General features: G+C 36.1%; 12 protein-coding genes and 1 tRNA gene. 7 read left to right on the top strand and 6 right to left on the bottom strand.

Annotated features, from left to right (window positions below; genetic code table 11):
- Positions 1–105: 105 nt before the first annotated feature.
- The gene (locus JST55_02685) at positions 106–513 is read right to left on the bottom strand and encodes a DUF2809 domain-containing protein (protein MBS1492387.1); all 408 of its coding nucleotides are present in this window, start codon (positions 511–513) and stop codon (positions 106–108) included.
- A 133-nt stretch (positions 514–646) separates the two neighbouring features.
- Positions 647–736: transfer RNA gene (locus JST55_02690), tRNA-Ser, on the bottom strand.
- A gap of 211 nt (positions 737–947) precedes the next feature.
- Here JST55_02690 and JST55_02695 point away from each other — a divergent pair.
- Entirely contained in the window at positions 948–1268 is a 321-nt protein-coding gene (locus JST55_02695; protein ID MBS1492388.1) for a rhodanese-like domain-containing protein, read from the top strand.
- Between the two features lie 66 nt (positions 1269–1334).
- A complete protein-coding gene (locus JST55_02700) occupies positions 1335–2663 on the top strand; it encodes an MBL fold metallo-hydrolase (protein MBS1492389.1) in 1329 nt (442 codons plus the stop codon).
- 4 nt (positions 2664–2667) lie between these two features.
- Here JST55_02700 and JST55_02705 read toward each other — a convergent pair whose 3' ends face one another.
- A complete protein-coding gene (locus JST55_02705; protein MBS1492390.1) occupies positions 2668–2826 on the bottom strand; it encodes a hypothetical protein in 159 nt (52 codons plus the stop codon).
- 2 nt (positions 2827–2828) lie between these two features.
- A complete protein-coding gene (locus tag JST55_02710) occupies positions 2829–3338 on the bottom strand; it encodes a hypothetical protein (GenBank protein MBS1492391.1) in 510 nt (169 codons plus the stop codon).
- Positions 3339–3803: 465 nt separating this feature from the next.
- Here JST55_02710 and JST55_02715 point away from each other — a divergent pair, with 465 nt between their 5' ends.
- A complete protein-coding gene (locus JST55_02715) occupies positions 3804–5900 on the top strand; it encodes a tungsten formylmethanofuran dehydrogenase (GenBank protein MBS1492392.1) in 2097 nt (698 codons plus the stop codon).
- Positions 5901–5984: 84 nt separating this feature from the next.
- Positions 5985–7595 (top strand): M1 family metallopeptidase, encoded by a 1611-nt coding sequence (locus JST55_02720; GenBank protein ID MBS1492393.1) that lies wholly within the window; start codon positions 5985–5987, stop codon positions 7593–7595.
- Here JST55_02720 and JST55_02725 read toward each other — a convergent pair.
- On the bottom strand, positions 7558–8229 hold the full coding sequence (locus tag JST55_02725) for a hypothetical protein (protein ID MBS1492394.1): 672 nt from the start codon (positions 8227–8229) through the stop codon (positions 7558–7560). The genes JST55_02720 and JST55_02725 overlap by 38 nt on opposite strands.
- Position 8230: 1 nt before the next feature.
- Positions 8231–9883 (bottom strand): acyl--CoA ligase, encoded by a 1653-nt coding sequence (locus JST55_02730; GenBank protein MBS1492395.1) that lies wholly within the window; start codon positions 9881–9883, stop codon positions 8231–8233.
- Between the two features lie 78 nt (positions 9884–9961).
- Between JST55_02730 and JST55_02735 the strand changes: the two genes are divergently transcribed.
- Genes JST55_02735 through JST55_02745 form a run of 3 tightly spaced genes read left to right on the top strand, consistent with a single transcriptional unit; the run spans position 9962 to position 12856 of the window.
- Positions 9962–10546, top strand: coding sequence for a hypothetical protein (locus JST55_02735; protein MBS1492396.1), 585 nt, complete (start codon positions 9962–9964; stop codon positions 10544–10546).
- Between the two features lie 28 nt (positions 10547–10574).
- Positions 10575–12236, top strand: coding sequence for an ABC transporter substrate-binding protein (locus tag JST55_02740; protein ID MBS1492397.1), 1662 nt, complete (start codon positions 10575–10577; stop codon positions 12234–12236).
- A gap of 8 nt (positions 12237–12244) precedes the next feature.
- Complete coding sequence (locus JST55_02745; GenBank protein MBS1492398.1) at positions 12245–12856, top strand: hypothetical protein; 612 nt, start codon at positions 12245–12247, stop codon at positions 12854–12856.
- The last annotated feature ends 13 nt before the right edge of the window (positions 12857–12869 follow it).

Here is a 12869-nt window from a genome sequence, read left to right on the forward strand (position 1 = left end):
TATTAGAATGCCTCTGTATTTAAGCGAATAAAATTCAACAAAGATACATTTATTAAAAATGAAAATTAATTCTTTTGGGAAGTCTGAGTCAGATATGTTTTATAACTATGCCAATGCAAAATTATATTGCTTTCTCTTAAGAATGTATAATTCTAAAGTTGCTGCTACGTGCACCCCTATGTAGTAGGCAAGCAAATCGCTCCATAAAAATCCCGAGCCCAATACAAGTCCGCCAAGCGTAGTAGCCCTTATTGTATCAATCCACGGAGCATGATACAGCTGGCTTATTTCAATAAGAAAGCAAAACGACAATGAGATTATTGCTATGTATCGAGTATCTTTATTGAAGAATATAAATCTGAAGATAAGGAATATCATAGATGCCCATATAGCATCACCGAGATAATCATTTATAATATCAGGTAAGTATGGGTAAGCAATTTTTCGTGAGAACAATCCTAAGGCAATTGTAAGCACAATAAGCACTCCGTAAAATAATCTGTTTCTTTTCATAAAACTTCTTTCACTAATATAACTTAACAGCCAAACACCTACGTATTATTACATACTAAATATGTATAAAACGCTAATAAGGAACAATCTATATAAAAATAAAAAAAGCCACTAAGTTTCCTTAATGGCTTTGCGGAAGAGGAGAGATTCGAACTCTCGTTAAGGATTTACTCCCTAAGACGGTTTAGCAAACCGTTGGTTTCAGCCACTCACCCACCCTTCCGGGTAATATAATAAGCTGAATTTCTTACTTCAAAAATCTTCTCACGGTTTAGTTCGCCGCGGCGAATTGGTTTCAGCCACTCACCCACCCTTCCGGATAATTATTAGCTGAAAGTATCTAATAAAATTATTGAGTTAAAATTCCGAAAAATTATATCTATTTTCAATGACAATCGAAAACAATTTCACTTAATTTAAATAAATTTTACAAAATGCCTCATAAACATATAGACAGCCACTCTTTTAAAGAGAAAATGCAGAATGAAGAGTACGTTATCTTAGATGTACGCACTGCTGAAGAGCATAATGACAAGAAAATTGCTCATTCCATGCAGTTGGACTTCTACGCCCCTGATTTCCAGGCCCAGCTTGAAAAACTTGATAAAGATAAAGTTTATCTCGTTTATTGCCGCTCAGGGAACAGAAGCGGACAGACAATGGATATGATGAAAAATATGGGATTCGATGAAGTTTATAATCTTGATAACGGAATTATTGGCTGGGAAGCAAATAATTTAGAATTCATTAAATAGTATTAGGTAGAAAGTAGTAAGTATAAAGAAAAAACTTTTAACCCCAAATTTTTCAATAAACCTCCAATGAAAATTGAACAATTCTACGATGAGAATCTTGCTCATGCATCGTATGCAATATTAAGTGAAAACGAAATTGCGCTTATTGACCCTGCGCGTGACCCGCATCCGTATTTTCAATATGCAGAAAAAAATAATGCAACAATAAAAGCTGTTATAGAAACACATCCTCATGCTGACTTTGTAAGCTCGCATGTAGAAATCAGCAAAAAGACCGGCGCCGATATTTACGTAAGCAGCCTGCTGAATCCGCTGTATGATTTCTGTCCCTTCGATGAGGGTGATACAATTTCTATCGGCAAAATAAAGTTAAGAGCAATAAATACTCCGGGACACTCACCCGATAGCATCAGCGTAATTATTACCGATGAAGAAGGAAAAGATTATGCGCTTGCCTCCGGCGATACGTTGTTCATAGGTGATGTAGGAAGACCTGACCTTCGTGAAAGCGCAGGGGCTATCCAAAAAGCACGTCAGGATCTCGCTCGAATGATGTATGAAAGCATTTACGAAAAATTATTGAAACTCTCCGATGATATTCTGGTATATCCCGCTCATGGTGCAGGTTCACTTTGCGGAAAGGCATTAAGTCAGGAACGTGTGAGTACAATAGGTAAACAGAAGAAAGAAAATTATGCGCTGCAGCCGATGAGTGAAGAAGAATTTGTGGAAACACTTTTGCAGGACCAGCCTATGATTCCGAAATACTTCGGCAATTCAGTTGAGCTTAACAGAAAAGGCGCTCCCGATTTTGAAGCAAGTATTGCAGCTGTTCCTATGTTAGATAAAAATTCAAAACTGGATGAAAGTATTTTAGTTGTTGATTCGCGTTCAAAGGAAAATTTTGGCAAAGGACATTTAAAGGGTTCAATTAATATTCCTGACACAAAGAGCTTTGAAACATGGCTTGGCGCAATCGTTGCTCCCGATGAAAATTTTTATCTTATTTGCGAGAGCGAAGAGAAGTGTAATGAGCTTATAAGAAGAATTGCAAAAATCGGTTACGAAGGATTGATTAAAGGGGCTTTAACAAATCCCGATAATGCAAATGAAAAATCAGCAGAGTTCAATTACGATTCGTTCAAAGAAAATTCTTCATTCTTTAATATTCTTGATGTAAGAAACTTTGGTGAGAGAAGAGACAGAGTAATTTTCGATAAAAGTGAATTCATTCCGCTTCATCAGTTAAGAGAAAGACTTGATGAAATAAAAACTGATAAGCCTTTGGTTATTCACTGCGCCGGCGGCATGCGCTCTGCAATTGCACAAAGCATTGTACAAAGTAAAAAGGATACTCAGGTTTTTGATTTAGGTGAAAAGGTGAGGGAGTATTAACGAATTATTTAATAGCTTTTCTCTTAGAAGTATTTGTACTCGTTTGAGATTTTTTGTTCTTAAGTTTTTTCATTAAGAGTCTAAAATCCTTTAAATCCCGTTCAGACCATTCTTTTGATTTTATGTTTAAATCAATATTTTTAGGTTCTTTTATTAAAGCCATAATTATTTTTTAAAGTATAATGAAACTAAATGTTTTGCTGCATTAGTTTCAATGAACATTCTTTGCCCTCTAAAATGTGTAGCTCCTAATATCTTTTTATAATGTTTTATTAAATTTGTTTTTGCATCAAAAGCCACAAATCCTTCATATCCTTTTTCAAAAGAAACCTTACAAGCATAAGCCACAAGATTACCCGGTACACCCAGATAAACTTTATTTTTTCCAAGATTAAATTTGGAGCTTTCAATTAATCTCATAAAAATATGATCGTTCTTATCTTCAATACTTAATAGACCCTGAATTATATTTTGATTACTGACCGTATTAAGCTTGTAAACTTCACAGTTAATATTTTGAATTTCAGTTTTCCAATCAAAATTCCAATCAGTTTTGTCAATAGTCTTAATATCTTTTTCTAATAATCGGATAATCTCTGTATCAAAAGTCTCTCCAGTTAAAGAATTTTCTATTGAATTGGTAAGCTTATCTATATAGATGGAAAAGGATTTCATAAGATACGTTAAGAGTATCAAGTTATATATTAAAAATAAATTTTTCAGTAGTAATAATAAAAATAATTCCCGCAATTTTTTTACTCTTCAATTTGTTAAACAAATCATATGCAGAAACGTAAAAGTTCTGTCAAGCTATAAAATTTTATTTTTACTTATTAGCAGTAATAGGTTTCCATAAATCGACTATGTAAATTATTATGACTAAATTTATAAGCCTTAATTTCTCTCTCATCAAAATTAGGCATAATGAATTTTGGGAAAATTTCGTTATTGATAAAACATGATTTAAGTGGAAACTTACGAGGGGGCGTAAGTTCCGATATATGAAAAATCAATATTTAGCAGGCAGAAAAAAGGAAACTACAATTTTCAAATTATCTTTCAATAAACATTCAAAAACGTTATATTTAAGGTTCACGTTTATTTTATATTAATTAAAACCAAAGCATGAGCGATACGCAAATGGCGGATATTCTTGTGAATTCCGATAGCAAAAAAAACGGCACTAAAAAACCAAAATCCTCTTCAAAAGAAACAAAAGACAAAGATAAATTCCACGGGCTCTCAGAAGTTCAACTGAAAGAAGCATACATGATTATGCTCCGCTCACGTCTGAACGATGACAGAGTTGATACATTAATAAAACAAGGCAAGGCAACTTTCCTCATTTCAGGTTCAGGACATGAAGGCATTCAGGTCGCAATGGGAATGGCAATGCAGCCCGGCAAAGACTGGCTCTATACATATTACCGCGATAATGCAATCTGTATGACAATGGGTGTAACAGTTGAACAGATGATGCAGCACTCAATGGGTAAAGGCACTGATACATTTTCAGGCGGAAGACAGATGCCTATGACTATCGGCAGCCAGCAGTTCAGAATTCCTACAGCATCACTTACAACAGGTTCACAATATCTTGAAGCAGCAGGCGCAGCATTAGCAGAAGTTTATAAAGGAACAGATGCAGTTGCTTACGCAGGCGGCGGTGAAGGTTCTACTTCGGAAGGTGAATTCTGGGAAGCAGTTAACTGGGCTTCACGCGATAAGCTCCCCGTAGTTTTTGTTATCCAGAATAATAAGTTTGCAATATCAGTTCCTGTATCTCAGCAGACTGCAGGCGGTTCGGTTTATAAAGCAACTGAAGGTTTTGTTGGTTTAAACAGAGTTGACCTGGACGGAACAGATTTTCTTGCAAGCTATGCTGCATGTAAAGAAGCAGTTGAGCATGCAAGAGCAGGTAACGGACCTACATTGATTCATGCTAACGTAGTACGTTTGCGTTCACACTCAGCATCTGATGCACAGGAAAAATACAGAAGCAAAGAAGACCTTGAAGAAGATACAAAAAAAGACCCGCTATTAAAATTAGAGAACATTCTTATAGAGAATAATATAATTACAAAAGAAGACGCTGAAAGAATAAGAAAAGAAGTTTTTGATGAAGTAATGAAAATTGCAGATGATGTATGGCAGCAGCCTGCTCCTGATGCATCGACAGTTGAAGATTATGTATTCTGTCCTGCCGACCAGCAGACTCCGATTGAATATGAAAAGACCGTTCCTTCAGGCGAGCCTGTTGTGATGGTTGACGCAATCAATCACGCGCTGCATGAAGAGATGGAAAAAAATCCTAACATGATCGTTTACGGTGAAGATGTTCAGGATAATAAAGGCGGTGTATTCACTGCTACAAAAGGACTTACAAATAAATTCGGAATAAAAAGATGTTTCAACTCACAGCTTGCTGAGGCAACTATAGTTGGTACTGCTATCGGTGCTGCAATTGCGGGATTGAAACCTGTTGTTGAAATTCAGTTTGCAGATTACATCTGGCCTGCAATGATGCAGATAAGAGATGAGCTTGCAATGTACAGATACCGCTCGAACAATACTTTCCCTGCTCCTGTTACAATCAGAACAGCTTGCGGCGGATATATTAACGGCGGACCATATCACTCACAAAACATCGAAGGGATTTTTGCAAAATGCGCAGGTATTTATATTGCGTATCCTTCAAATGCTGCTGATGCAAAAGGTTTATTGAAGACTGCATGTCAGTTGAACGACCCGGTTTTATTTTTAGAGCATAAATTTTTATACAGACAGGGATTTGCAAAATCACCTGAACCGGATGCAGATTATTATTTACCGTTCGGCAAAGCTGCAGTAAAAACTGAAGGCGATGATATTACAATCGTAACATACGGCGCAATGGTAGATAAGGCAATGAGAGCTGCAAAAGAAATGGCTAAGCAAGGCGTTGGCGTAGAAGTAATTGATATAAGAACAATCGTTCCGCTTGATATGGAAACAATTTTAGCTTCTGTAAAGAAAACAGGCAAGGTGATTGTATTCCATGAGGATTCAAAGTTCATGGGATTCGGCGCTGAGATAGCCGCTGAAATTTCTGAAAGAGCTTTCACATATCTTGACGCTCCTGTAAAAAGAATTGCAGGGTTACATGTTCACGTTCCTTATCATTCTAATCTTGAGAAAGCTGCCTTGCCGCAGAACGACTGGATTTTGAAAGCATGCGAGGAACTTGCTGCATTTTAATTAGTATAATTTTAAAAATTCTTTAATTATAAAAACCCGGGGAATTTTTTCCCGGGTTTTTTTATATCTGATACTAATAAACATATGATAAAAAAACTGATTCCAATTCTCCTTCTCTTTGTCTCTTCCCTGCTCGCGCAGGATAAAAATATTGATGTGCTTAATTATTCAATAGATGTAGACTTCACCAATAATTTTAAGCCGCAACGCAGTTATGTATTCACAGGCAATGTGAAAATAAAAGTAAAAGCACTGGAAGATATTAATTCTTTAGTTCTCAATGCCAACAATGCATCTTTAAAAATTGAAAACGTTTCAACTGCGGCCACATCATTTACGCATGAAAAGAACGAAGTGAAAATAAGTCTGGACAGGACTTATCAGAAGGATGAAGAATTTGAGATAGGAATCGGCTACTCACATACAAATTATTTTGATACTGCATTTTATGTAGGCAAAGGAATTGTTTATACTGACTGCGAACCGGAAGGCGCAAGATGCTGGTATCCCTGCAAAGATTTTCCTGATGATAAAGCATTGTTTGAAATAAAAGGTAAAGTTCCAGCCGGTGTTTTGCTGGGATCAAACGGTTTGCTAATCGATTCCACTTCTGACGGCAAGACAACCACTTACACTTGGAAAGAATCTTATCTTATGCCGACATATCTGGCAGTAGTTGCTGCGAGCGAAAATTACTCAATGAGGGTTATTGAATGGAAGGATAAGAACTCCGATAAGACAGTACCAATCAGATTTTATTATCAAAAAACAGATGAGAAGAGTAAACTTGATTTAATGATGCAGCGTGTTCCTGAAATGATGGATTTTTATTCGGAAATGTTCGGGACATATCCTTTCGATAAGCTTGCATTTGCTACTGTAGATAATCAGTTCCCATGGGGCGGAATGGAAAACCAGACTTTTATTACCCTCTGCGGAAACTGCTACAATGATGACTTGCTTGCTCATGAACTTGCCCACCATTGGTTTGGCGATATGATTTCTCCTACACGGTGGTCAGACATCTGGCTTAACGAAGGATTTGCAACTTACTGCGAAACCATCTGGGCTGAAAGAATGGAAGGTAAAACTCAATACAGAAGGCTGAATAAAATAAATGCAGATGAATATTTAGTTACAAATCCGGGAAGACCAATTTACAACCGTTCATGGGATTCAATCGTGCCTAATAATAATATTCTTTTCAATGTAGCTATGACTTACAATAAAAGCGGAGCAATACTTTATATGCTGCGATACGTCCTTGGTGATACATTATTTTTTTCAAGCATTAAAAAATATACTACCAATTCTGACTTAATGTATAAGAATATCAACACGAATGAATTTGTGAAACTGATGAGTGAATATTCCGGTAGAGATCTAAGCTGGTTCTTCGATGAATGGCTCTATAGACCTAACCATCCCGTTTATGATAACCGATATGAAATAAAGAAGGAGGGAGACGAGTGGAAAGTTACATTTAATATAAAGCAGACTCAGAAAGAAGAATTTTTTAAGATGCCTGTTGAGATACAGGTTTTATTCCAGAAGGAAACAAAGATTGTCAGACTGGAAAACGACCGCAACGACCAGACATTTGAGTTAAAATTTTCGGACAAACCTGTTCAGATTGTTTTTGACCCGAACAATGAAATTATTTTAAAGCGAGCAAGAACCGTTCAGGGATTTTAGAAAGCTCCAGTTCATTTGGAAGCTGGAAGTTTAGTTTTATTACGTTTACTTCAAAATCATTTTTGATCTTAAAATGTGTGCCTGATTCTTTTATCTCGCTTACATTTTTTTTATCTGTATAGTATAAGGAAGAATTAAAACCTATCATCGCTCCTGCTGTGGGGAAAGTTCCGGCAAATATGTATCCTCCAAGTGAGTTGGCATTTCCATTTGCAACATAAAGAACTGATGCCGTGCTTCCTGCCAATCCGCCTAAAATTGTCAATCCGATATTGCCGGATACGTGGCTTGTTGAAATTCCCTGTGTTACTCCCAAAATACTTCCTGCACTATGACCTACAATAAAACCGATTACAAATCCGCCAAATCCTGCCATCTCTCCATGTGAGCCGCCCGATTTTTCAATCCCTGTACCAATTGCTCCGATGCAAAATCCTCCAAGACCTCCGAGCAAATTCCCTAAGGCAAATTCACCTGCCAGGTCTCCGACATCTATTTTAGGTGATTCTTTTAAATTTAATTTTTTAAGTGTATCGGTTTTGCCTGCAGTTTTATCGAGTAATTTCAAACTTGTTTGTGATTGTGCAGAAGAAAAGATAAATAGAATTGAAACAGCCAGAATTATTGTTTTCATTTTATTTGAACTGAGTCTCTTTATATTTTTGGAATAAGTGCTTTACTTTATTCCTCTGATATTTTCCTGTTGATGTTACAGGAATTGTGTCCGTGAAAATCACAACTTTCGGCGCTTTGTAAGCAGGCAGCTTGCTCTTAAAAAATTCAAGAATTTTTTCCTTAAGTTCTTCGCTTTCCTTAACGCCTTCGTTTAACTGGATAAGTGCCCCGACTTCCTCGCCATACCAGTCGTTTTCAAAGCCGACACATATTCCTGCCTGCGCAAACTCGCAGCCTGAAATAACTTCATCAACTTCCAGAGTTGATATATTAACTCCGCCTCTTATAATAAGTTCCTTAAGTCTTCCCGTTATAAAAAAATATTTATTTTTATGCCTGTCATATCTGAAAAATCCTTCATCACCACTTCTGAACCATCCAAATTCAAACGTCTTTGCATTTGCCTCGTCATTTTTAAAATAATATTTCATGACGTTATGCCCTCGGATAACAATCTCCCCTTTTACATTTTCATCCTGCGATTCTCCGTGCTCATTATGTATTTCCATTTCATTCCAGTATATCGGAATGCCGATTGCAGGATATCCGAATCCGTTCTGCCACTGAAAATGCTCTGCAATTGATAAGTCAATCGGAATAAAACAGGAGTAGCACGTTGTTTCAGAAAGTCCGTAACCGTGAACAATCCTTAGCTCAAATTTCTCTTCAAAATTTTTGGCAACTTCACATGTTAAAGGTCCGGCACCGCAGATTATATGTGAGAAATTTTCAAGATTATATTTGGAAACATCTTCACTGGAATGATTCATAAACTGCAGAAGTGTTGGCACCACACTCACAATTTTTACACTTTCATCCTGAAGGCGTTTAAGAAATTTATCGGTCTGGAATTTCTGATTGAGGACTAACTTCCCCCCGTAATACATTGTTGTCATAATTGTTACTACTGTTCCGTTCACGTGATGAATCGGAAGCACACACATCATTGTATCATCTTTATAAAGCTTATGCCAGATTGCAATTCCATCTGCATCAATCATTAAATTATATTGCGTAAGCACAACTCCTTTTGGATTTCCTGTTGTCCCTGAAGTATAAACTATCATTGCCTCTGTTTCCCTGTCGACAAGCTGCCTTTGCATTACCCGGTCTTTCTCCTGACTGTAATCTAGAGTGTCGAACAGCACAAGTTCTCCGGGCAAATCATGAACTGCCTCTTTCAATTTTTCTTCATACATCTTCAGAGTAAAAACCATTCTTGTATCGGAGTCTTTGAAAATATAATTCACTCTTTGCGGCTCTTCGTTCACATTAACAGGAACTACAGTTGCTCCGATTGACCAGCATGCAAAATATAAAATCACAGTATCGTAATGGTTGTGAAGGAACGTTCCGACCCTTGCCTCTTTTCTAATTCCGTTTTCAAGAAGATAATTTGCAAGCTTAAATGCTTTCTTTATAAATTCTTCATATCCGAAGCGGGTAACTTCTCCGCTCTCACTATAATAGACTAAATATTCCTTATCAAAATTTACGTTTAATCTTTTTTGTAAAAGTTTATAAATATTATCGTAAGCTACAAAATATTCATCGGGTTTATTATTTGTCAGCGAATGCGCCTTCTTAATATTATCTATTATATTTTTATTCATATTATTTTGTCATGTTGGATTTAATTTCAGACTGTGATTGACTATTTTCCAATATCTAAAATTCTACCTTAGCATAAAATGAAAAAATCCCTAAGTTTTTTCTGCCGTTCTGTTTTATTCGTTATGGTTTGTATCAACTGTAATGCGCAATCATTGAAGTCTTCTTCCAATGATGTGCTGTCTTTAAATCATTTACCTTCTCTGAGCAAAATGAACAAATCTGAAGCAGGATTGGGAGTTGAAATTATTTCGGTGATCTTTCCCATCAATCCGATTATTGCAGTTGAAGACGGCAAAACATACTTTGGACTTACAAAAGAAATCGGAATAGGAATGGTTAATGCCGGACACATCTCTGCTGAGTATTCCCATCTTTTCAGAAGTGAAAACAGCAATCACTTAAGGTTTTCATATAACTATGATTTTTATCCTAAGCCGGGGGACTTTGCCGCGTTTATGATATCAGTAGGCGGAGGATATTTTACAGATTTCAATAAGAAAGGATTTTTTCCGCAGGCATCACTTGGAATGCTGTTAGCCTTCACAGACGGAGTTGGAATTATCCCTTATATAAAATTACGAAACACGTTTATGACAGATAAAACTCAGGCTGATATTTTTGATTTTTCACTGGGACTCAAAACAATTTTTTATATCAGATAACAATTTAATAATTAATCAAATGCGATTTTTGAAGTTTTCTATTTTACTTCCCTTAATAGCCGGCATATTTCTTTTCAATTCCTGCGGACCAAAAAACTCTTCCGATAAAAAGATATTCAATCTCAATATAAAAGAAGGAATTGAAACACTTGAACCTGTTATGTCAAATTCCGCTTTCAGCATCTGGGGAGTTCAGCAGATTATGGAAGGACTTGTTCAATTCGATAAAGATAAAAACATCGTTCCCTGCATTGCAAAAAGCTGGACTATTTCTCCCGACGGAATTATTTACACTTTCAATCTCAGAAGCGATATTAAATTTCAGGACGATGAATGTTTTCCATCCGGCAAAGGAAGAAATGTAACTGCAACTGATTTCAAATATTGTTTGGAACGAGTCAATAATCCTAAATCAAAAACCCGCGGCATGTGGGTTTTCAGAGATAAAATCAAAGGCGCAAAAGAATATTCCGAGGGAAAAGTAAATGACATTACAGGTATAAAAACAGTTAACGACTCAACTCTTACAATTGAACTATATAATGCATTCTCTCCTTTCCTCTCGCTTCTTACAATGACGTACGGATTTGTTTATCCAAAAGAAGCTGTAGAAAAGTACGGAGAGTCATTCGGTTTTCATCCTGTAGGCTCGGGACCTTTCAAGTTTAATCACTGGAGTATCGATAAAGAACTTGTATTGGATAAAAATCCAAACTACTGGGATAAAGATTCAAAAGGAACGACTCTCCCCTATCTTGACGGAGTGAAGATAACTTTCACCCAATCGTCTGAAACAGAGTTTCTTGATTTCCAAAACGGCAAGTATGATTTTCATCAGCCGTCATCGGAAACATTCGATGTTATCACGGATGAATCCGGAAAGCTAAAAGATGCAGATATAAAAAATTTCTTATTGGTAAAACAGCCCTGGCTGCAAACCGTTTTCCTCGGTATGATGCAGTCACCTGATTTACCCGGAGGAAAGTCAGGACCATTTGCCGGCAACAAAAAATTACGAGAAGCTCTTAACTATGCGATTGATAAAGACAAGATTGTAAAATTTGTTTTAAAAAACAGAGGCAAGCCGGCTGTTAACGGACCAATTCCTCCCGGAATGCCGGGTTTTAATCCTGAAATAAAAGGATATACATTTGATAAAAACAAAGCAAAGGATTTGCTTAAAGAAGCCGGATATCCCGAAGGAAAAAATTTAAAGCTCAGCTTGGTTTGCGGAAACGAAGAAATACAGCGCTCAGTTGCAATTGCTATTCAGGAGCAGTTAAAGTCAGTCGGAGTTGAGATGCAGATTGAGCAGCTCCTCCAGGCAACACTTGTTTCAAAACAGGAGAACGGTGAGTTTCCGTTCTGGCGCGCAAGCTGGGGAGCAGATTATTTTGACCCCGAAAATTTCATGGCATTGTTTTACAGTAAGAACATAACGCCAAAAGGACCGAACAGAGTCGGTTACTCAAATCCTAAAATAGATGAGCTTTATGAAAAATCTTTAAAGGTAACTGATAACAATGAACGAATGAAAATCTATGATGAGATGCAGAAAATCGTTATTGAAGATGCTGCATGGCTGCCGTTATATTATAATGAACAGATTTATTTACTCAACAAAAATATAGAAGGCTTTTATATAGACGGATTGAATATTATAAATCTCAAGTATACATTGAAAAAATAAACCATATTATGAGAAAAATATTTTTAATAGTCTTTCTTTTAATTTACAACATTTTATTAGCACAAACAAATTTCTTTTGTTTTAAATCAATAAACATAAAAGATGCTTTTGTCATTGAAAAAAAACTAAATTCAGAATTATATAAAGATACTGCAAGAGTCTATATATCTCAGGATTATATACCTAATGCAGGAGAAATTATGCATGACTTAGTTTTCCCTTATGTTTTTTTCAGAGTGGATACTTCTTTTGTACGACCACCATTTGTGGAATATTTTTTTTCAAAAAAAGATTCAACTGTGAAGTTGATTGAATATACTTGGGATAAAGTTCAATGGAAAATGTATAAGCATGATACTAACAGTGATAAAGTAACTGAAATCGAGAAAATTATTTATTATAATAAATTCGATAGTTTAGCTGTTCAACTCATAAATATACTAGGTAATTCCACTGGTAACAACGGGAATGAACAATTTAAAGGCGATGGTTTCGATAAATACGCAACACGTGAATTAATTTGGCAAAAGAACAAATTATATGTTAGATTATGGATGATTTGGACTGGTCGATCATCCTCTAATACAAATAGAATCAGAGTAACTGTTACCTGGCTCTAAATATATAATAAAA

The organism is Bacteroidota bacterium (assembly GCA_018266835.1).
In the GTDB taxonomy this organism is placed as follows: domain Bacteria; phylum Bacteroidota; class Ignavibacteria; order Tepidaquicellales; family Tepidaquicellaceae; genus JAFDZO01.

Bases quoted from the DNA above. Each gene is read 5' to 3' on its own strand.
- JST55_02725 (MBS1492394.1), bottom strand. From the start codon at position 8,229: ATGAAAACAATAATTCTGGCTGTTTCAATTCTATTTATCTTTTCTTCT.
- JST55_02720 (MBS1492393.1), top strand. From the start codon at position 5,985: ATGATAAAAAAACTGATTCCAATTCTCCTTCTCTTTGTCTCTTCCCTG.
- JST55_02700 (MBS1492389.1), top strand. From the start codon at position 1,335: ATGAAAATTGAACAATTCTACGATGAGAATCTTGCTCATGCATCGTAT.
- JST55_02685 (MBS1492387.1), bottom strand. From the start codon at position 513: ATGAAAAGAAACAGATTATTTTACGGAGTGCTTATTGTGCTTACAATT.
- JST55_02695 (MBS1492388.1), top strand. From the start codon at position 948: ATGCCTCATAAACATATAGACAGCCACTCTTTTAAAGAGAAAATGCAG.
- JST55_02735 (MBS1492396.1), top strand. From the start codon at position 9,962: ATGAAAAAATCCCTAAGTTTTTTCTGCCGTTCTGTTTTATTCGTTATG.
- JST55_02710 (MBS1492391.1), bottom strand. From the start codon at position 3,338: ATGAAATCCTTTTCCATCTATATAGATAAGCTTACCAATTCAATAGAA.
- JST55_02715 (MBS1492392.1), top strand. From the start codon at position 3,804: ATGGCGGATATTCTTGTGAATTCCGATAGCAAAAAAAACGGCACTAAA.
- JST55_02745 (MBS1492398.1), top strand. From the start codon at position 12,245: ATGAGAAAAATATTTTTAATAGTCTTTCTTTTAATTTACAACATTTTA.
- JST55_02705 (MBS1492390.1), bottom strand. From the start codon at position 2,826: ATGGCTTTAATAAAAGAACCTAAAAATATTGATTTAAACATAAAATCA.
- JST55_02730 (MBS1492395.1), bottom strand. From the start codon at position 9,883: ATGAATAAAAATATAATAGATAATATTAAGAAGGCGCATTCGCTGACA.